The organism is Fictibacillus nanhaiensis (genome assembly GCF_023715445.1).
GTDB classification, from domain to species: Bacteria; Bacillota; Bacilli; order Bacillales; family Fictibacillaceae; genus Fictibacillus; species Fictibacillus nanhaiensis_D.
This window is the reverse complement of sequence record NZ_JAMBOD010000002.1, coordinates 193,589-213,218: the sequence shown is the minus strand read 5'-3', so window position 1 is coordinate 213,218 and position 19,630 is coordinate 193,589. Positions and strand designations below refer to the sequence as shown.

The following is a 19,630-nucleotide window of genomic DNA, read 5'->3' as shown; positions in this document are numbered from 1 at the left end:
CTGTTTTTCTGAGCGGTTTTCCAACAAAAAAGGGCTGACTCTTAAGCATTAAGCTATAGAGTCAGCCTCTTTTTTTATTCCTTCACCATCAATTTAAGCGGTGCGGATATTTTCTTTTCTACTTTTTTGCCTGCCAATACGTCGGATGCTGCTTCGACAGCCAGTTTTCCGATGAGTTCTGGTTGCTGAGCTACTGTAGCAGCTAGTTTTCCTGATTCTACGGCTTTTACGGCGTCTTCGTTTCCGTCAAAGCCAACGACGATCACATCACGGCCGGAGCTGTTGATTGCTTCGAGTGCTCCTAATGCCATCTCATCGTTATGAGCGAATACGGCTTTGATGTCTGGATTACCTTGCAGCAGGTTTTCCATAACGTTTAACCCTTTTGTACGGTCAAAGTTAGCGGTTTGTTTAGCAGTCACATCTAACTTTTTATCTGCAATGTTATGGAATCCTTTTCCGCGTTCACGTGTAGCAGATGCTCCTGGCACACCTTCGAGCTCAGCGACTTTTGCGCCTTCACCAATTTGTTCTACAATATAATCGGCTGCCATTTGGCCGCCTTTTACGTTATCAGATGCGACGAACGATGCAACATCGCCTTTTTCTGTAGAACGGTCCAACGTTACTACAGGAACTCCGATGCTGTTGGCGGATTGAACAGCTGTAGAAATAGCTGCTGAATCGGTTGGGTTGATCAGTAAGGCATCAACACCTTGCTGCAATAGATCCTCTACGTCATTTACTTGCTTAGCAGAATCGTTCTGTGCGTCGACCACTACAACTTCAGCACCTTGCTTTTTTGCTTCTTTCACAACACCGTTTTTCAATGAAACGAAGAACGGATTGTTTAAGGTAGAAACAGATAAACCGATCTTTATCTTTTCTCCTTCACCCTTTTTCGAAGGTTTTGCCCATGAAGGAGGTTCCATTGAACAAGCTCCTAAAAGAAACACCGACAACGTTAGAATTACAATTAAAACTTTTTTCAACTGAAACCCTCCTATGCTGCTTTTTTACGATCAATTAATACGGCGATCAAGATAACGACACCTTTTACAACCATCTGGAAGAAGGAAGAGACACCTAGTAGATTCAGACCATTGTTCAATGTTCCGATGATCAAAGCACCGATCAGCGTACCGATGATAAGACCTCTTCCGCCTGATAGACTTGTCCCGCCTAATACAACCGCAGCGATTGCATCAAGTTCATACGAAGTTCCTGCTGTTGGCTGTGCTGAGTTCAAACGAGATGTTAAAATCGCTCCTGCCAGCGCTGCAAGAAGTCCAGCGAGAGAGTAGATCATTATTTTTACTTTTGTTACCTTAATTCCAGAGATGATGGCTGCTTTCTCATTTCCGCCGATCGCGTATGTCTTGCGTCCAAATGGAGTTTTGTGCAAAATCACCCAGAACGCTGCAAATGTAAGCATCATCGTAACGGCTGGTACAGGAATGCCTAAGAAATACCCGCGTCCGAAAAGCTGGAATAAATAATTTTCGCCAAGACCTGTGATAGGATTTCCGTCTGTATAAACGAGTGTCAGACCGCGGAAAATGGTCATTGTTGCAAGTGTCGCGATAAATGGCGCCATCTTGCCTTTAGTAATTAAAAGACCGTTGATCGCTCCCATAACAGCGCCGAGCAAACAGCCAACTAAAATGGCAAGCATAGGATCCATGCCTGATACGATCATTCCGGCCATTAAAGCACTGGAGAGGGCAAGTATCGATCCAACCGACAGATCAATGCCTCCCGTTAAAATAACGAATGTCATACCGAATGCAATAAGTGCGTTAATCGCCACTTGCCGCAGCAGGTTTAATAGATTCAGAGGTTCTAAGAAACTTGGATTCAGGACCGATACAATGACGACAAGGATGATTAAGCCTAAAAATGGTCCCAGCTTCTGCGTGATATTATCTACATGATTAACTTTTGCAGGTGATGTTTTCATATTACTGTCCTCCCGTTGCAAACGTCATAATTTTTTCTTGCGTTGCTTCGCTCTTTGCCAGCTCACCGCTGATCTTACCTTCATGAACAACGAGGATCCGGTCACTCATCCCGATCACCTCAGGAAGTTCAGAAGATACCATGATAATCGCTACACCGCGATCGGTAAGCTCGTTCATCAACTGATAGATTTCACGCTTAGCACCAACGTCAACACCTCTTGTTGGTTCATCTAAGATTAAAACCTTTGGTCCGATGCCAATCCATTTCGCGATAACGACTTTCTGCTGATTGCCGCCCGAAAGGTCTTTCGCATTCGTTTCGCCAGATTGCGTTTTAATTTGTAACCGCTTAATCAACAAGTCAACAAATTCATTCTCTGTTTTATCATCAATGAATCCTTTTTTCGAAAAGCTCGTTAAGTTCGGAAGTGCCATGTTATCCCGAATAGAGAAATCGAGCACAAGCCCCTCAGTTTTCCGGTCTTCCGTAATAAAACCAATGCCATATTTTACAGCTTCATAAGGATTTTTGATTGCTGCTTTCTTGCCATCCAGCCAGATTTCACCGCTATCCAGCTTATCGAGTCCGAACAGTGCCCGCATGATTTCGGTGCGGCCGGCTCCCATAAGACCTGACACCCCGACAACCTCACCAGATTTCACTGAAAAACTTACATTCTCAAACACGCCGTTTCTTGTAGCGTTTTTGACTTCCAGCATCGTTTTGCCGACACTCGGATTTCTTTCAGGAAAACGATCCGTCAGTTCACGGCCAACCATTTTACGAACCACATCATCAAAGTTTGTTTCTGAAATGACTTTTGTATCAACTGTTTTTCCGTCACGCATCACGGTAATACGGTTGCAGATGGCGAAGATCTCTTCCATCCGGTGCGAGATGTAAACAATTGAAACTCCTTTTTTACGAAGAGCGTTTATGACTTCAAACAGCTTTTCGATTTCACGTTCAGTAAGGGCAGCGGTCGGTTCATCCATGATGATGACTTTTGCGTTTGTCATAAGGGCTTTCGCGATTTCGATCATTTGTTGCTGACCTACTGAACAAAGCCCTGCATTTCTGTCTAAAGGAATGTTTACAGCGAGCTTTTCGAACTGCTTTTTTGCCAGCGCTTTCATTTCTTTTGTTTTTAAAAGACCGAATCTCGAGCGCAGCTCCTTGCCGATAAATAAGTTTTCAAGCACCGTCATTTCCGGCCAAACGTTCAGTTCTTGATGAATAAACGCAACCCCATGTTTCTCTGCATCTTTAGGATTATCAAAATATTTTTCCTGTCCATCTATCTGAATCGTTCCTGAATCTCGATTATGAAGACCCGTTAAAATGTTCATTATGGTAGATTTACCAGCACCGTTTTCACCCATTAAGGCGTGAACTTCGCCATATTTGAGTTCAAAATCCACCCCGGATAATACTTGGTTCGTCCCAAATGCTTTGTAAATATCGTTCATTTGGATGTGCATCACAATCACTCCTTTCTAGAAGATTACACCTGCTTTTAAAATGCAGTTGGCATACGGAGTTGCTTCGCCCGTTCGAATTACGGCTTTCGCGTGTTTTGTCAGTTCTTTAAATTGTTCATGTGACACAAATTCAATGTCTCTTTCTGAAAAAGTCTGATTCATATATTGAAGCGTTTTTTCGTTCTTTTCCTGAATCTCATTCGCCAAAATCACGTGTTCAACAACCATGTCATCGGAAACGGCTTTTACTACGTCTTTAAAGCTTGGTACACCGAGTGTCAGTGCTAAATCAATTCGGGGAACATGAGCTGGAATCGGCAGCCCGGCATCAGCAATGACGATTGAATCTGTATGACCAAGATCAGTTAGGACTTTTGAGATATGACTGTTTAGGATCCCATGTCGTTTCATAACGTTTCCTCCACTTCTTTTCTGAATGGCATACCGCCTTGTGCACCGAATTTTGTGACAGAAAGGGAAGCGGCCCGATTTGCAAATCGAAGGCTGTCAGTGATGCTTTTTCCTTCGGCTAACGCTACGGCCAATGCTGCATTAAATGTATCTCCAGCTCCCGTTGTATCGACTATCTTCACTTCATAAGAGGGAACAAGCACTTCTTTTTCACCATCAAAATAGCGTACGCCTTGTTTCCCTTCCGTAATAAATACTTTGTTTGGATATTGTTTTAATGCTGCCATTGTTGATAAGCCATCAAACAGTACAGACGCTTCATGCTCATTTGGTGTAATATAAGCGGCATTTTCGATCACTTTTTTCGATATAGGCCTAGATGGGGCAGGATTCAATAAAAGAGGCACCCCATACTCTTTGCAGCGTTCACTAACGTATTCGACCGTTTCCTCAGGGATCTCTTGCTGGATGAGAACCATGTCTGCTTGCTCAATAATTGCTAACGATTTACCAACATAATCAGGCGTCACATGGTCGTTTGCGCCTTTTACAACTATGATGCTGTTGTCGCCTTCAGCTAAAATGATGTGAGCCGTTCCGCTTTCTGTATCTGTAACCGGTTCCACATTTGTTACATCTACACCATTTTGTTTAAAGTTCTCCAAAATAGCCAACCCGTAATGATCGTCCCCGACACAGCCGATCATGTATACGTCTGCACCTAATCGTGCGGCTGCTACCGCTTGATTCGCACCTTTTCCTCCTGGTACGGTTTTAAATGAAGTACCTAAAACCGTTTCCCCCGCACCAGGGCGTTTGTCAGAAGTAACGACTAGATCCATCGAAGAACTTCCGATTACTGCAATCTTAACCATTCGTATCAACCTTTCTTGTTGTATGTCTTTCTATAAAAGTAACGGGCATTTGGATGTGCTGCTGATGCACGGATTGTTTATTGATAAGTTTAATTAAAAGCTGAGCCGCTTCTTTTCCCATCTCATAGGCCGGCTGGCGTATGGTTGAGAGGGAAGGGAACAGCAAGCTGCTTTGCGGAATGTCATCAAACCCGATGATTTGAATGTCTTTGGGAATCGCTTTTCCTAGCCTTAGAGCTTCATGCAGGATAGCAGTTGCGACGATGTCGTTGCTTGCGAGCACTCCGTCTGTGTCTGGATACATGGAAAAAAGCTCTTTTGCCCATTTCACTGCATCTTCAAATGCAAATGATGTAGTAGACATGACATGAAAATCAATATCCGAGCGGCTTAACTCTTCTAGTGCTCCTTGAAATCGATCTTGCGCCGGCTGTATGTGAGCAGGTCCCTTTAAAAGGGTGATGCGTTTGCTTCCACGCTTTACAATTTCTTCTGCTGCGATCCTTCCGCCTTCTTTACCGTCCGCATAAACGGATGGATAGTCGCTCGATGTCCGGTCTAAAAAGACGACGGGAATGGACAAGCCATCATAATTCGTTTTGCTTTTATTATTGGTCGCAGAAATGATACCGACAACATTGTTCTGAATAAAGGTGTTTAAGTAATCCAGCTCTTTTTCTGCGTTTTCATCACTGTTTCCGAAAAGAATCCGATAGCCGTCTTTCTGCAATTCATCTTCCACGCCTCTTGCAAGCTGTGGGAAGAAGGGGTTTGTAATATCCGGCAGCAATAGACCGATCAATTTTGATTTTTTCTTATAAAGGGAGCGGGCCACTTCATTTGGACTGTAATTTAAATTTTTCATCGCTTCCGTTACGCGTTTTCGTGTATCTGCGTGAACATATCCTGTTTCATTCAGAACACGGGAAACCGTAGCAACTGATACTCCTGCTTCCTTTGCTACGTCTCGAATTGTAGCCAACAGCGTCGCCTCCCTTCTTGTATGTAACCGTTTACACATTTAAATTAACATGGTTTTTGACGTAAAGCAAGCTGGTAATTATTTCTTTCGTTGAAGCTTCTATTAGATACTACAGGAAGTAGTTGACTTAGTTCCAGGGTGCTCGCTTTCCGCGGGGCGAGCGGTGAGCCCCTATATGAAATACTGTTCCTGCGTCTACAAGAGAATCTTTGCCGTAGCGTGCTTCCTCGTCGCATGCCTTGCGAGAAGTATGCTCAGGTAGCTGGCACGCTGATCCCGTAGGAGTCTCATACCCTTCCGTTCCAATCAACTTTTCAATGATGTATTCACAAAGCTATAGTTTTTACGAAAGCTTTGTCGAATCAGACAGAAAAGATTTTAGTAGATTGCTAGTATGTTTTTTTCTCATGCTGACCAAACTGTGGTTAGAGACGAAGGGGAGGAAAAAACGATGAAAAAACGCAATCATTTATTTATACTTATTTTAATTTCTTTAGCAGTGATGTTCTTATTCTTTGAAACGCAAACAAAAGTGGCAAACGCTACAATGAATGCCTCTGTTAAGATACCTGAAGAATCCATCAGACTTCGCATTTTGGCTAACAGCAACACAGAAGCGGATCAAAAGCTGAAGCGTGAAATTCGAGATGAAGTAAACGCTCAAATCACAACATGGGTGGATGAGTTATCAACATTAAGCGAAGCGCGTGATATTATCCGCAAACAGCTGCCAGCGATCGAAAAGATCGTACAAAATAAACTGAACGAAGCGGGCATCGAAAAGACATTTTCCGTTGAGCTGAACAAAGTTGCTTTTCCTACTAAAATGTATGGAGACTATATTTATCCGGCCGGTCAATACGAAGCAGTGCTGATTACACTAGGAGAAGGGGAAGGGAAGAATTGGTGGTGTGTACTTTTTCCCCCATTATGTTTTCTCGACTTTGAAAATGGTGATGCTGTAAAAGAAAACAAAGAAGACAAAGAAGGTAAAGCTGAAGCAGCTTCTGTGGAAGAAGCTGATGAAACGGAAGAAATCCAGACTAAATTCTTTGTTGTAGAATTGTTTGATAGCCTTGTAAGTGCTGTAGGCTCGTTATTCTCTTAAAATGTGCATAAGTTCCTCCCTATTTTCATAGATTATAGAAAATGAAGAAGGTATGCCTCAAAAGGTCTGCCTTCTTTTTTTACTAGCAAGTATGTTGCTTTTGGAAGTGGTTGATTTCCGCTGGAGGATGCCCGTTTTCCTCGCGCGGGCGGTGAGCCTCTCGAAGTCTGTCCTCGTATTTAGTAAATTTGAGCGTGAAAGTAAGATTTTGAGCGAAACTAATGGCAGTTTGAGCGTAGCTAGAAAATCTTGAGCGTAACTCGCCGTTTTTGAGCGAAACTCAATGAATCTGAGCGAACGTGTAATAAATATAAGAACACGTACCGTAAAATCTAATTACAAAGGAGAAAAGGGGTAAAAACGACACTTCCACTTGTCGTCTGTCCCACTGATTGTAGCCGTAGTTTCGCACCTAGCACTCCAATCAATTTGATAAGGAAAAGATTCAAAAAAAATAATTTAAAAAAGAATCTAATTATAAAAAACAGGGAGAGTTGAATATGACGATTATTTTAAGACAGGCGATGCAGCATGAAGCAAAAGATTTGCTGCAGCTCGTGGGAAAAGCTGGGCTTCAATCAGAAGGAATCAAAGACAGCATTGAAAACTATCTGGTCGTTGTGAACGATGAGGGGGAGACCATCGGAACAGTAGGCCTCGAACGCATTGGAAAAGACGGTTTGCTGCGTTCATTTGTACTGAAGCAGAAATATTCATCCGAAACCCTTCTCCTTAAACTCATCGATAAAATTTTGGTATACTCAAAAGATAAAGGAGTCGAAACACTTTATTTACTGACAAAAGCCGTGCATATGTTTGAAGCGCTGTCTTTTAAGGTCGTTCCGAAAGATAAAGTGCCTCCGCATATTGAGAGTGCCGATCATGTTAAAAATAATGCAGCATCAGGAGCAGAACTTTTAGCTTATGCGCTAGATTCCTAAAGAGTGTGTTAACAACTTGTCCACAATTACCGACAAATTGTGCATAACTCTGTGGATATAAAAGTTTTGCGTATCGACTTCGAATAATGGGGTTGACCTGAGTGATAGAAAGGGATTTAAACGATGAAATCATTCCAAACGGAACGCTGGACTGTGGATAACTTTGAAGAGAATTTAATTGAACATCCACATATTATTCAGGCTTCCTTGTGGATAAAACAAAATGAAGTGGTGGCATTGCCGACCGAAACGGTTTATGGACTGGCAGGTAACGCGCAAAGCGACCAGGCGATAGCCCGCATTTTTGAAGCGAAAGGAAGACCGAGTGACAATCCGCTAATTGTCCACATCTCAGACCGAGAGCAATTAGAAGGTCTTGTTTCTTCCATTCCGGAAAATGCGGAAAAGCTGATGAACGCCTTTTGGCCAGGACCACTAACAATTGTCCTGCCTAGGGGTGAAGAGGTAAGTGAAAAAGTGACGGCTGGTTTATCCACAGTTGCGGTAAGAATGCCGGATCACAAGGTAGCTCTTGCCGTGATTGAAGCGTCAGGAGTTCCGCTTGCTGCGCCTAGTGCAAACCTTTCAGGTAAACCAAGTCCAACAACAGCTGACCACGTTTACGAAGATTTAAAAGGGAAGATACCCGGTATTGTAGACGGAGGTGCAACAGGAGTAGGCGTGGAATCGACTGTAGTGGAGTGCACCGATGATCTAGTGACAATCTTACGGCCAGGCGGTGTTACACTCGAGGACCTACAACGAATCGTGGGTACTGGAAGTGTTTCAATAGATCCAGGGATCCAGAACGAACATTTAGCGCCGCGGTCACCTGGTATGAAATATACGCACTATGCACCAGATGCTCCGTTCGTATTAGTGGATGGAAGCCCTGAATTTCTGCAGAAGCTTGTGGATAACGAAAGAGTTGCAGGAAAAAGGATCGGCATTCTTACAACGGAAGAACGAGCGAATTTTTATAAAGCGGATACCATTATACCTGCTGGGAGAAGAGAAGAGCCTGAAACCGTTGCTCGGCATCTGTATGAAGCATTGCGTTCGTTTAATGAAGCAGGTGTGGATCAAATTTTTGGCGAAGTGTTCCCGAAAACAGGAGTGGGCGTCGCTATTATGAACAGACTCGAAAAGTCTGCCGGCGGCAATATCATAAAAGAATAATAAAGAAAGCCTGTGTCTTATAGAGACACAGGCTTGTTTTTATGGATAGGCAGTATAATAGAAAAGGTGCTGCCTTCGTCTATTTTGCTATTGATTAGGATCTTGCCGTGGTGGTTTTCCACAATTTTATAACAGATCATCAGCCCGAGGCCTGTTCCTTTTTCTTTTGTGGTATAAAAAGGTTCACCAAGCGTAGCGAGGCGTTCTTCAGGAATCCCGCAGCCATGATCAGTAAAGGAAGCAATCACATAATTCTCTTGCTTGCGCAGGTGAATATGTACTGAACCGCCGGTAGGCATAGCTTCAATTGCATTTTTCAGCATGTTCACAAACACTTGCTTGATCTGATTATCCACACACCAGATTTCAGGCAGATCAGAATCACTTTCAAAGTAGATCTGCACATTCGTTAAAATGGCTTGTGTATCAAGAATGGAGATTACATGTCTGAGCAGATCTCTTAAGTCAGTCTTTGTAAAATTCATCGCTTGCGGCTTAGCAAGCAGCATGAACTCTCCAACAATACTGTTGATCCGGTCAATTTCTGAAAGCATGATCTCGTAGTAATCTTTGTTTTCAGATGCTTTTGATTGGAGCAGCTGCAAAAACCCGCGGATGGACGTAAGTGGATTGCGAATCTCGTGTGCCACACCCGCAGCAAGCTGTCCTAGTACGGAGAGCTTATCGGATTTCCGGAGCATTTCTTCGGTTTTCTTCCGTTCCGTCAGATCACGTGCAACGACTACACAGGATTCAGGCTGACCAGAATCATTGATGATCGGTGTTGCATTCGCTTCAAGGGTTACCCAGTGACCATGTGCATGTTTGCATCTCACTTCAAACTTTACAGGCTTTTGGGTTTGAATCATTTCGTTGATCGCCATCTTCACTTTTGGACGGTCATCTGTATGGAAGAAGCCTTGAATTTTTTTCCCATCATAAAGAGAAGGATCAAAGCCGAGAAGCAGCCTGTTTGAAGGGGAGAAGTATTTCACGTTTCCTTCAAGGTCTACGACTCCTATTAAATCTGTTGTATTTTCAGCAATAATCCTGTATTTTTCTTCACTTTCTTTCAATGCTTTTTCTTTAAGTTTTTTTTCTGTAATATCACGTGAAATCGCGGATAGCGCGACTACATCACCGTTTTCTCCATAAATCGGACTTAGTGAAAGACTGACATTAAGGCGTTTGCCGCTTTTCGTCAGCCTGATCGTTTCGACGCCTTTTACATATCCTCCATGCTTAACTATTGTCATCAGCCTTTCAGATTCTGCGGCTTTGTCTTCAGGAACGATCGGCAGCATGTGTGAGGTGAGGCCATTGTTCAGTTCATTTTGCGACCATCCGTAGATCATCTCGAAAGCAGGGTTTACTTTTACCGAATAATTTGTTAAGTGGACGACTGAGATGGCATCACTTGAATGATAGATCACAGATTCAAGCAGGTCTTTCGTTTCCCTTAGTTCTTTTTCTGCCTCTCTTTTAGCGGTAACATCTTTTGCGATTCCAAATACACCGTGTATTTTGTTCAATACGATGATAGGAGTAAGGGTAAAGGTGATCTGGCGAATCTCTCCGTTCTTTTGGCGAATGCGTGTTTCATGCATTTTGGAGTTGCCTTTTAATGCATCATTAAATTGTTCGATCGCGATTGATTTTCGTTCAGGCATCATAAGAGGATCAAACGTCATCTTAAGAAGTTCTGTTTCGCTGTAGCCCGTTAATTCTGTACAGGCTTTATTGACGGTCGTAAATTTCCCGTCCAGATCAAGCGAGAACAAGGCATCGATGTTATGGTCCATCAACGATCGGAAGCGATGTTCACTTTCAGCAAGCTGTGTTTCGACCCGAACTCTTTCACTCAGGTCCACACAGAATCCGTAAACCTCTACAACAGCTCCTTCCTTATAAATCGGCCCGATTGCGGCTAAAAAAGGAATGCCGTTAAGAATAGCCTCATACGTCAAACTTTCACCGTTCAGCGCTCTCTCGTAAACTTCTTTTTTAAAAACGGCCATTTCTGCTGGAAAGATGTCCTCTATTCTTTTTTTCAGTACATTTTCCTGTTTGAGACCGAACAAGTCAAAAAGCTCTCCTTCGCTCTCTGTCATAATGATCTCATCATTCTGCTTCATAAATCGAAAGGTCATGCTTTTCTGGCGAGAAATACCGGTTTTAAACGGAGAAAACCGCCACATGTTTTCTCCTGCTGCCGGAATGGCCGGTGCGTTATGGACCATGCTTGTTCCTCCCTTTTTACGTACAGGTTTATATCTCTTTTATATACGATATAAATTGTGTTTTCCCTTCCTCTGACGCGGTAAAGAGTTCAATTTTTGCACGTTTGAGAGCTTGTATATTTTTATAGTCTTTTTAAAAGTAGACATGCATAGGTTGAAAGTATGATGGATAAAGGAGTGGGAACTATTTGGCAACGATGGGGGAATGGATGACACTATGGTTTATGTCCATTGCACTTGGTATGGACGCCTTTTCAATCGGGCTGGGGATGGGGATGCTTTCACTTCGATTAACGCAGATAATGAAAATAGGAATCACGATCGGTCTTTTTCACATGCTAATGCCGCTTGGGGGAATGACGATCGGCAAAGAGATTTCCGTTCATTTTGGGGGCATCGCAGCCATTGTGGGTGGAATCCTGCTCGTTATTCTAGGTTTGACGATGATTCGATCTTCGTTTTCAAAAGAAGATGAACCTTTTGTGCGGCCGATTGGCTTTGGTCTTTTGGTTTTCGCGTTAAGCGCTTCTTTAGACAGTTTTTCTGTGGGCCTTAGTTTAGGGATCTATGGTGCAAAAACATGGATGACTATTTTTATGTTCGGCATGATGAGCATGCTTCTTACGTGGTGCGGGTTGATGATGGGAAAGAAAGTGCAGAAATGGCTTGGTTCGTACAGCGAGGCCTTAGGAGGCTGCATCCTGCTCGCATTTGGCGTAAAGATTCTATTTCCTTTTTAAATCGCCATACGAGAGAATTTATTTCCACTATAAATAAAGTATAACTTGTTAACTATTTGATAAACCTCGAGTAAACAAGTTTAGAAACAGAGTATAAGTTCAACTAAGGCTGACTTAAAAGGCGCTAGCGTCAGTAAGTTTTCTTTATTAATTATACAGGTGATATACTAATAAAAACGTTACTCTCCAAAAAAATGGGGAAAGCTAGAATATGAGGTGAACACACCATGAACGTGTTATTTATTTGTACAGGAAACACTTGCCGCAGTCCAATGGCTGAAGCGATCTTACGTGAAAAAGGAAAAGGAAAGTTCAACGTGAAATCTGCTGGCGTATTTGCTGGAAATGGAGCAGTCATGAGTTCGAATGCATCACATGCTCTATCGGAAAGAAAAATTAAAGAGAACCATCAATCACAAGGTGTTTCCGACTATTTGATCGAGTGGGCAGATCTTATTTTAACAATGACAGAAAATCATAAGCATGCCCTTGTCGGCAGATGGCCAGATGCAGTCAATAAAACCTATACGCTGAAGGAATATGTGATGGATGACGAGGATCTGAAGAAAATAGAAGAAATTTATGAGTTATACACCGAAATTGAGATGTTAAAACTGCAATATATGTCCAAAGATCATAATAGTGAAGATGTGAAAAAGGAATTCGAGAAAGATGTCCGTCCGCTCGTTGAAAAGAGGATGAAACTTGAGAGCGAGGTTCCGTCACTCGATATTACCGATCCGTTCGGCGGCCCTTTGCATCTTTATCAAGAAACAAGGGACGAAATTGAAGCGCTTATTGAAAAATTAGTGAAAAAAGACGATATGACTAAAAAGTGACGCTTATCGGCCTTAGGTCGTCCTAAATAAGCGTGAAGTGACATTGAATAGGGTACAGGTTAAGAATATAATGGAAAAAAGTATGAGAGAGCAGGTGCAGACAACATGAAAGTAGCAATCGGTTCAGATCACGCCGGAGTAGAATTACGAAAAGAAATTATAGCCATGATACAAGAGCTGGGAATGGAAGTAGAAGATGTTGGCTGTGAATGCACGACATCTGTCGATTACCCGGACTATGCTATCCCTGTAGCTGAGAAAGTAGCAAACGGCGAAGCGGATCGCGGAATCTTAATCTGCGGTACAGGAATCGGAATGAGTATTGCAGCAAACAAGGTAAAAGGAATCCGCTGTGCGCTTGTTCATGATCTGTTCAGTGCAAAAGCAACTAGACAGCATAATGACAGCAATGTACTTGCCATGGGTGAACGTGTCATTGGGCCAGGTCTCGCATTGGAAATCGCAAAAGTATGGCTGACGACCGAATATGAAGGCGGACGCCACGGACGCCGTGTGGGTAAAATCTCTCAATACGAAGGCCAATAGCAACAGACCCATAAACGAAAGGAAGACCATCAAATGAGCGATGAGCTCCAACAAATTCAAGACCAAGTCCTGAATGTTTTGCAAGATCTGCAAAAGCACGCACAATTAAGATCTTCTCAATTATTAGTGGTAGGAGCAAGTACGAGCGAAGTAATTGGTGAACGAATTGGCACATCAGGCACGATGGATACAGCGGGTGCGCTATACCGCGGTATCATAGCGTTTCAAGAAGAAACAGGCGTGGCATTAGCAGTCCAATGTTGCGAACACTTGAATCGCGCCCTCGTCATGGAGCGGGAAGAAGCAGAAAAAAGAGGCTATGAAGAAGTTCGGGTTGTTCCGGCTCGATCTGCCGGAGGTGCATTGGCAACACATGCCTTTCACCATATGAATGAACCCGTGATCGTTGAATATATAAAAGCCGACGCAGGCATCGACATCGGTGACACCTTTATCGGTATGCACCTGAAGCATGTCGCAGTGCCGGTTCGAAGCGAAGTGAAAAAAGTTGGCGAAGCTCATGTGACGCTGGCGAAAACGCGTCCGAAGCTGATCGGCGGCGAACGTGCAGTCTATCCGTCCAAGGAAGATATTCGTTGTTTTTAATTAGGAAAGCCCTCTTGGTGAGGGCTTTTTTGTTTTTAGTTTGGTGTGGGTATGGTTGAGTGGCTGTCGAACTGTGTCGAGAATTGTAGACTCGCGGATAAACAGCCAAAACTTTTGGATTCAGCACCTAAATTTTTGGATTCAGGGCCAAAACTCGTGGATTCATAGGTGTTTTTCGTGGGATTACGGTTAACAAGGCTTCTTTCGGGTAGTTCTGGTGCCCTCAAAACCGATGAACTGTAGCTTGGCGCCCGCCAAGCCCCCTAATTATGTTCGATCTCGTAGTGAATCCACTCGGAATTGATGTTTTTACCGCCCATTTTCTTGTAAAGTGCTTGTGCAGACGTATTATCGACTGCGGTCTGCCAGGTCATGTACGCATAACCTTCATTTTTTGTATATTCCAAGACATGCTGAAACAATTTTTCGCCTAGTCCTGATCCCCGATACGCTGAATCTACAAAAAGATCGTTCAGAATAGCGATTTTCTGCACACGAGTAGTGCTGAACGAGAAATAGAGTGTAGCGAAACCGGCAAGTTCGCCGTCATCGGCAACCACCACAAATTGTGTTCCTGCTTCCTCAGAGTTCAGCAGGTGCAAAATATGATTCTCCAATCGAGTATCCTCAGGCTTTTTCCCTTTATAAAAATCAACAATATAAGCAAGCATCAAACTTTTCAGCTGCTCCATATCTTCTTTTACAACAGGACGAATTTGAAAAGAGGTCATCTCACATTTCTCCTTCTACATTTTTTTCATAGAAATAGCATTTCGCATTCTTTGAATGGAATCCTGCACCCGGTCTTTATTTTTCATCATAAAGTTTACGAATAACAGATCAACGATGGTAAGCTGCGCAATTCGCGACGACAACGCTTCAGACCTGTAAGCGGTTTCTTCTGAGACCGTATAAAAAACAAGATCAGCTTGTTTGCTTAAGGGAGTGGTCGCGTAGTTTGTGATCGCCATGCAAACAGCGCCGTTTTCTTTTGCTACAGAAAGAACATCCAGCAAATCCTTGTTTGTCCCGGAATGGGTGATAAAGACGGCCGCATCCTTTTCTGTCAGCTGAGACGCGGACATAAGCTGCATATGCGTATCACTATAAGCGGAGCTATTTTTACCGGTACGGATAAATTTATGGTGAGCGTCCATGGCGATTACACCTGAGCCCCCGTTTCCGTAAAAATCGATTTTTCGTGCAGCATTCAAAACTGAAACAGCTTGCTCTAAGACGTCACTGTTCATAATGTTCAAAGTTTCTTCTAACGTGCGGATATTTGATTTTACGACTTTTGCCGCGATATCGATCTCGGCATCGGATTCATGTATTTGTTCATGGATATCTTTAATAGGGGTCACGATGTCTGCAGCAAGAGCGATTTTCATAGCTTGAAAGCCTTTGTAGCCCAACCGTTTACAGAAACGGAACACCGTAGCATCGGCAACATCAAGATCGTCAGCCACTTGATTGATGCTCTTGTGAACCATCTGTTTAGGGTCATTCAGCACGTAATCCGCAATTTGCTTTTCTTTTTCGCTAAAGGAAAAGTAGGACGATTTTATTCGTAAAATACATGATAAGTGATTCATAGGCAGACTCCTCAAATAAAGAAAAGGTTATTACAATCAGTGTAGCTTAAGAATAGAGGATTGAAAATAATTTTCTTGAAAACGTTTACAATAAAAAAATTTTATTATAAGATACCCTTACATGAAAAAAATTTTATTACATAAAGGATGGATACATATGTCAGGATCTACACTGATTCTCGTTGCTTTACTCGGTGTTTTTGCACTTTTATTTTTAGTTATCCGAACGAAGCTGCATGCATTTGTTGCGCTGCTGCTCGTTTCCTTGCTGGTAGGTATTTCTGCTGGCATGCCGCTTAATAAAGTCATAGAGTCCATCACGAACGGAATGGGCGGGACCCTCGGTTTCGTAGCAGTAGTTGTTGGACTTGGTGCGATGTTTGGACAGATGCTTGAAGTGTCAGGCGGTGCTGAAAGACTTGCGCAAACATTGGTAAAAAAATTCGGTCAGGATAAAGCGCAGTGGGCGTTAACATTGACAGGGTTCCTCGTTGCCATTCCTGTATTCTTCGATGTTGGTTTCATTATTCTAGTTCCGATCGTTTATGGGTTAGCGAAGAAGACAGGCCGTTCATTACTTTATTACGGAATTCCGCTTTTAGCAGGACTTGCGGTTACACACAGTTTTGTACCGCCAACGCCAGGACCAATCGCGGTTGCTGATCTTTTAGGAGCTGAGCTTGGCTGGGTTATACTGTTTGGTGTTTTAGCAGGTATTCCTTCTGCGATTCTAGCGGGACCTGTTTTCGGTAGATATATCGCGAAAAAGATTCACGTTTCAGTTCCGGATTATATGCAGCTTGAAGAAAAGCAATACGACAAAGAGCTTCCGAGCTTTGCAATGATCGCAAGCTTAATCTTCATTCCCCTCGTATTGATTTTAGCGAACACGGTATCAGGGGTTTTATTGGAAGAAAAAAATACAGTACGTGCTGTTCTGACATTCTTAGGCCATCCATTTGTAGCGTTGATCATCGCAACATTGCTTGCATTCTACTTCTTAGGTGTAAGAAGAGGTTACAGCGGTGACGAGATTCAGAGCATCGCAACAAAAGCGCTGGAGCCAGCTGGGATTATCATCTTAGTTACTGGTGCAGGTGGAGTATTCAAACAGATCTTAATTGATTCAGGTGTTGGGGAAGTCTTAGGTGATATGATGGCAGGTTCTGCATTGCCGCCAATCTTGTTGGCATTCTTAATCGCATCGATCGTTCGTGTAGCACAAGGTTCAGCAACAGTTGCAATGGTTACAGCGGCTGGATTGATCTCTCCGCTAATTGACACCCTAGGCTTAGAAGGACCGGTGCTAGGCTTGATTGTTATCGCGATCGCTGCAGGTGCGACCATTCTTTCACACGTTAACGACTCAGGGTTCTGGCTTGTTAACCGTTACTTCGGATTAGACGTAAAAGATACATTACGTTCTTGGACAGTGATGGAAACCATTATTGCGTTAACTGGATTTGCAGTTGTGTTTGTATTAGGATTCTTTATACAGTAGTAGGATAGTGGATTGCTGAGGGAGGGCATACTAATGCTGCTCCCTTTTGTGAACGGTTTGAAAGGAGAAAATACGATTGAAAAGTTATGCGATCGGCATTGATATAGGAACAACGAGCACGAAGGTAGTTCTTTTTGACGAAAAAGGAGCAGCTGTTGCTCATCATGCAAAAAGCTACCCGCTGCTTGCTGAAGAACCAGGTGCGGCTGAACAAAATCCGGATGAGATCTTTGAAGCTGTCGTCTATTCGTTAAGGGAAACGGTGAGGAAGAGCGGGGACCTGGCTGGTAAAGTCGGCTTTATCTCGTTCAGTACAGCGATGCATTCTTTAATTGCGGTGGATGCGGACGGAAAACCGCTAACGAACAGCATCACATGGGCAGATACACGCAGTGAATCGTATGCTTTTGCGGTAAAATCAAGCCCTGAAGCTATTGACCTTTATAAACGGACAGGCGTGCCTCTGCATCCGATGACACCATTGTTTAAATTGCAATGGCTCAAGAATGAATATCCGGAGATTTTTCAAAAAGCCGATAAATTTGTCGGCATAAAAGATTACATACTGTATCGCTGGTTCGGTGAGTGGGCAACGGATTATGCGTCGGCTGCTGCCATGGGTCTATGGAATATGAAAACTCTAACGTGGGATGAAGAAGCGCTGCAGATGGCGGAAGTAACGGCTGCTCGACTGCCATCGATTCAGCCGACAACGTTTTATTGGAACGGGCTTTCTGAAACTCTTGCAAAAGAAAGCGGACTCGATCCGTCTGTAAAAGTGGTAATCGGCGCTACTGACGGTCCATTATCCAATTTAGGTGTAGGAGCGATCTCGCCAGGTGATGTTGCCGTAACGATTGGAACGAGCGGAGCGATACGTACAACTTCCACGACTCCTGTACTCGACATTGAAGGAAGAACGTTTTGTTATCCACTGACTGAAAATCATTGGGTATCAGGCGGTCCTGTTAATAACGGGGGAATCGCGTTTCAGTGGGTTCATGACCTTTTTCATGAAAAGGAAATCGAAGGTTCATATGAAGAGCTTTCTCGTCGGGCTGAGGCGGCGCTGCCTGGGAGTGATGGATTGGTGTTCCTGCCGCATTTAACGGGTGAGCGTGCACCATTATGGGATGCCCAGGCAAAAGGTTCATTTATCGGTTTAACGCTTCGCCATAAAAAAGATCAGATGGTTCGCGCGGTCCTAGAGGGAACGATCTTCAATCTGTATCAGGTTTATAGCCTCGTTAAAACGCAAGCACAAGAACAAGCCGAGGTAAAAATCCTAGCCACTGGCGGCTTTACAAATTCACGGGTTTGGAAGCAGATTTTAGCCGATGTATTCCAGAAGGAAGTAAGCATTCCTGAACATACCGAAAGCTCATGCCTTGGAGCAGTTCAGCTTGGAAGATTTGCGATCGGTGAATCAGAAGTTTTACAAGAAGTGGCTGAAGAGACGAAGCAATATGGGAAGGTACTGCCAAATCCTGAATATAAAGAGACCTATGAAGAATTGTTTGAAATCTACCAAAGCCTGTCAAAAACGATGGAATCCCAATACAAAGCGATTCATGAGTTTCAGAATCGAGTTTCAAAATAAATGAAAAAGAGAGCGGGCAGATGCAGCCGGCTCTTTTTCTAAGGCTGTTTTAGCAGACTTTATTGCTTTTGGAAGCAGTTGATTTCCGATACCGGATTTATGCTCGCTTTTTGCGGGACGTGCGGTTGCCCCCCTCCAATTCTTTCTTCGTTTTTAGTTACTTTGAGCGAAAAAAGGAGATTTTGAGCGAAACGAAAGGCAGTTTGAGCGAAGAAAAAGGATTTTGAGCGTAGATCGGCTTTTTTGAGCGAAACTCGGTGATTCTGAGCGAACGTGTAATAAATATAAGAACACGTACCGTAAAATCGCATCAATTAGGGAAGGGGTTTGGATTTGAAACGATACTTCCGATTCTCGTCTGCCAAACTGATATTGGCCAAAAAGAGAGGCTGTTAATTTTTTTCTAAAAAAAACAGGGCTGCCAAAAGTATGTTTACTAACTTTTGGACCAGCCCCTTTTTCTATTCAATATAAGTAGCATTGATCATCGGAAGACCTGATTTCGCATCTTTACCTGTCTTAATATTTCCGTAGACGATGATGTCAGAGCCAGGTGCAACTTTACCCATTGTAAAGTTCATAACCTTAAAATTTGTTTCTCCTACTTTAAGTTCAAAGCTTCCGCCCATTCCATTTTCAACTTCGGAATGAACGGTACCAACCGCTTTAATAACTTTTTTCTCATAGGCTTTAGGGTCGGATTCCAATGCTTTTGGATCTAGTTCAACTGCATTTTTCTGCATGTTTTTAATAATTTTAGCCTGCTGATTGGCTATATCATCAGAAGCTGTTTTCTCTTTCGTTTGTTCAGTCTTTGGTTTTTCTTCTGGCTTTGCTTTTTCTTCGCTGCAGCCAGCAAGTGCAAGCACAAGTACAAGAAGACTCGCTCCAAACCACTTTTTCATCATGCTGTATGACACCCCTTTTAAATCTACTATCTCTCTCTATGAGTATCATCATACCATGTTCAGACCTATCAAATAAAATGAATTTTCACACTTTGTGAAAGAATATGCATTTCCCC

At 43.1% G+C, this 19,630-nt stretch carries 19 protein-coding genes; 9 read left to right on the top strand and 10 right to left on the bottom strand.

Features of this window, described 5'->3' with window-relative positions:
• Positions 1 to 74 precede the first annotated feature (74 nt).
• Genes rbsB through M3196_RS09030 form a run of 6 tightly spaced genes read right to left on the bottom strand, consistent with a single transcriptional unit; the run spans position 75 to position 5,711 of the window.
• Positions 75 to 992, bottom strand: coding sequence for a ribose ABC transporter substrate-binding protein RbsB (gene rbsB, locus M3196_RS09055; RefSeq protein WP_251321950.1), 918 nt, complete (start codon positions 990 to 992; stop codon positions 75 to 77).
• Between the two features lie 11 nt (positions 993 to 1,003).
• Positions 1,004 to 1,960: a ribose ABC transporter permease RbsC gene (gene rbsC / locus M3196_RS09050; RefSeq protein WP_251321949.1), complete on the bottom strand. Its 957-nt coding sequence runs from the start codon at positions 1,958 to 1,960 to the stop codon at positions 1,004 to 1,006.
• Between the two features lies 1 nt (position 1,961).
• Entirely contained in the window at positions 1,962 to 3,443 is a 1,482-nt protein-coding gene (locus M3196_RS09045) for a sugar ABC transporter ATP-binding protein (RefSeq protein ID WP_251321948.1), read from the bottom strand.
• Positions 3,444 to 3,458: 15 nt separating this feature from the next.
• Positions 3,459 to 3,854, bottom strand: coding sequence for a D-ribose pyranase (rbsD, locus tag M3196_RS09040; RefSeq protein WP_251321947.1), 396 nt, complete (start codon positions 3,852 to 3,854; stop codon positions 3,459 to 3,461).
• Complete coding sequence (gene rbsK / locus M3196_RS09035) at positions 3,851 to 4,729, bottom strand: ribokinase (RefSeq protein ID WP_251321946.1); 879 nt, start codon at positions 4,727 to 4,729, stop codon at positions 3,851 to 3,853. Before rbsK ends, rbsD begins: the two co-directional genes overlap by 4 nt.
• Positions 4,722 to 5,711 carry a LacI family DNA-binding transcriptional regulator gene (locus tag M3196_RS09030; protein WP_251321945.1) on the bottom strand — a complete coding sequence of 330 codons (990 nt, stop codon included), beginning with the start codon at positions 5,709 to 5,711 and terminating at the stop codon, positions 4,722 to 4,724. The genes rbsK and M3196_RS09030 overlap by 8 nt, the downstream gene beginning before the upstream one ends.
• A 451-nt stretch (positions 5,712 to 6,162) precedes the next feature.
• Here M3196_RS09030 and spoIIR point away from each other — a divergent pair, with 451 nt between their 5' ends.
• The 3 genes from spoIIR to M3196_RS09015 all read left to right on the top strand — a co-directional run bounded on the left by spoIIR (position 6,163) and on the right by M3196_RS09015 (position 8,939).
• Positions 6,163 to 6,819, top strand: coding sequence for a stage II sporulation protein R (gene spoIIR / locus M3196_RS09025; RefSeq protein ID WP_251321944.1), 657 nt, complete (start codon positions 6,163 to 6,165; stop codon positions 6,817 to 6,819).
• A gap of 500 nt (positions 6,820 to 7,319) precedes the next feature.
• Positions 7,320 to 7,760: a hypothetical protein gene (locus M3196_RS09020; protein WP_251321943.1), complete on the top strand. Its 441-nt coding sequence runs from the start codon at positions 7,320 to 7,322 to the stop codon at positions 7,758 to 7,760.
• A 123-nt stretch (positions 7,761 to 7,883) separates the two neighbouring features.
• Positions 7,884 to 8,939 (top strand): L-threonylcarbamoyladenylate synthase, encoded by a 1,056-nt coding sequence (locus tag M3196_RS09015; protein ID WP_251321942.1) that lies wholly within the window; start codon positions 7,884 to 7,886, stop codon positions 8,937 to 8,939.
• Between the two features lie 17 nt (positions 8,940 to 8,956).
• Here the strand turns inward: M3196_RS09015 and M3196_RS09010 are convergent, their stop codons facing one another.
• On the bottom strand, positions 8,957 to 11,179 hold the full coding sequence (locus M3196_RS09010; RefSeq protein WP_251321941.1) for a PAS domain S-box protein: 2,223 nt from the start codon (positions 11,177 to 11,179) through the stop codon (positions 8,957 to 8,959).
• A gap of 197 nt (positions 11,180 to 11,376) precedes the next feature.
• On the opposite strand from M3196_RS09010, the gene M3196_RS09005 reads away from it, so the two are divergent.
• The 4 genes from M3196_RS09005 (at position 11,377) to M3196_RS08990 (ending at position 13,910) form a co-directional block, all read left to right on the top strand.
• Positions 11,377 to 11,919 (top strand): manganese efflux pump MntP family protein, encoded by a 543-nt coding sequence (locus M3196_RS09005; protein WP_251322157.1) that lies wholly within the window; start codon positions 11,377 to 11,379, stop codon positions 11,917 to 11,919.
• Positions 11,920 to 12,146: 227 nt separating this feature from the next.
• Positions 12,147 to 12,758: a low molecular weight protein arginine phosphatase gene (locus M3196_RS09000; protein ID WP_251321940.1), complete on the top strand. Its 612-nt coding sequence runs from the start codon at positions 12,147 to 12,149 to the stop codon at positions 12,756 to 12,758.
• A gap of 105 nt (positions 12,759 to 12,863) precedes the next feature.
• Entirely contained in the window at positions 12,864 to 13,304 is a 441-nt protein-coding gene (gene rpiB / locus M3196_RS08995; protein WP_251321939.1) for a ribose 5-phosphate isomerase B, read from the top strand.
• 33 nt (positions 13,305 to 13,337) lie between these two features.
• The gene (locus tag M3196_RS08990; RefSeq protein ID WP_251321938.1) at positions 13,338 to 13,910 is read left to right on the top strand and encodes a TIGR01440 family protein; all 573 of its coding nucleotides are present in this window, start codon (positions 13,338 to 13,340) and stop codon (positions 13,908 to 13,910) included.
• Positions 13,911 to 14,173: 263 nt separating this feature from the next.
• Here the strand turns inward: M3196_RS08990 and M3196_RS08985 are convergent, their stop codons facing one another.
• Positions 14,174 to 14,641 (bottom strand): GNAT family N-acetyltransferase, encoded by a 468-nt coding sequence (locus M3196_RS08985; protein WP_251321937.1) that lies wholly within the window; start codon positions 14,639 to 14,641, stop codon positions 14,174 to 14,176.
• Positions 14,642 to 14,656: 15 nt separating this feature from the next.
• Entirely contained in the window at positions 14,657 to 15,505 is an 849-nt protein-coding gene (locus tag M3196_RS08980; RefSeq protein WP_251321936.1) for a MurR/RpiR family transcriptional regulator, read from the bottom strand.
• Positions 15,506 to 15,662: 157 nt separating this feature from the next.
• On the opposite strand from M3196_RS08980, the gene M3196_RS08975 reads away from it, so the two are divergent.
• On the top strand, positions 15,663 to 17,006 hold the full coding sequence (locus M3196_RS08975; protein WP_251321935.1) for a GntP family permease: 1,344 nt from the start codon (positions 15,663 to 15,665) through the stop codon (positions 17,004 to 17,006).
• Between the two features lie 76 nt (positions 17,007 to 17,082).
• Positions 17,083 to 18,606: a gluconokinase gene (locus M3196_RS08970; RefSeq protein ID WP_251321934.1), complete on the top strand. Its 1,524-nt coding sequence runs from the start codon at positions 17,083 to 17,085 to the stop codon at positions 18,604 to 18,606.
• A 461-nt stretch (positions 18,607 to 19,067) separates the two neighbouring features.
• Here M3196_RS08970 and M3196_RS08965 read toward each other — a convergent pair whose 3' ends face one another.
• On the bottom strand, positions 19,068 to 19,514 hold the full coding sequence (locus M3196_RS08965) for a hypothetical protein (protein ID WP_251321933.1): 447 nt from the start codon (positions 19,512 to 19,514) through the stop codon (positions 19,068 to 19,070).
• Positions 19,515 to 19,630 lie beyond the last annotated feature (116 nt).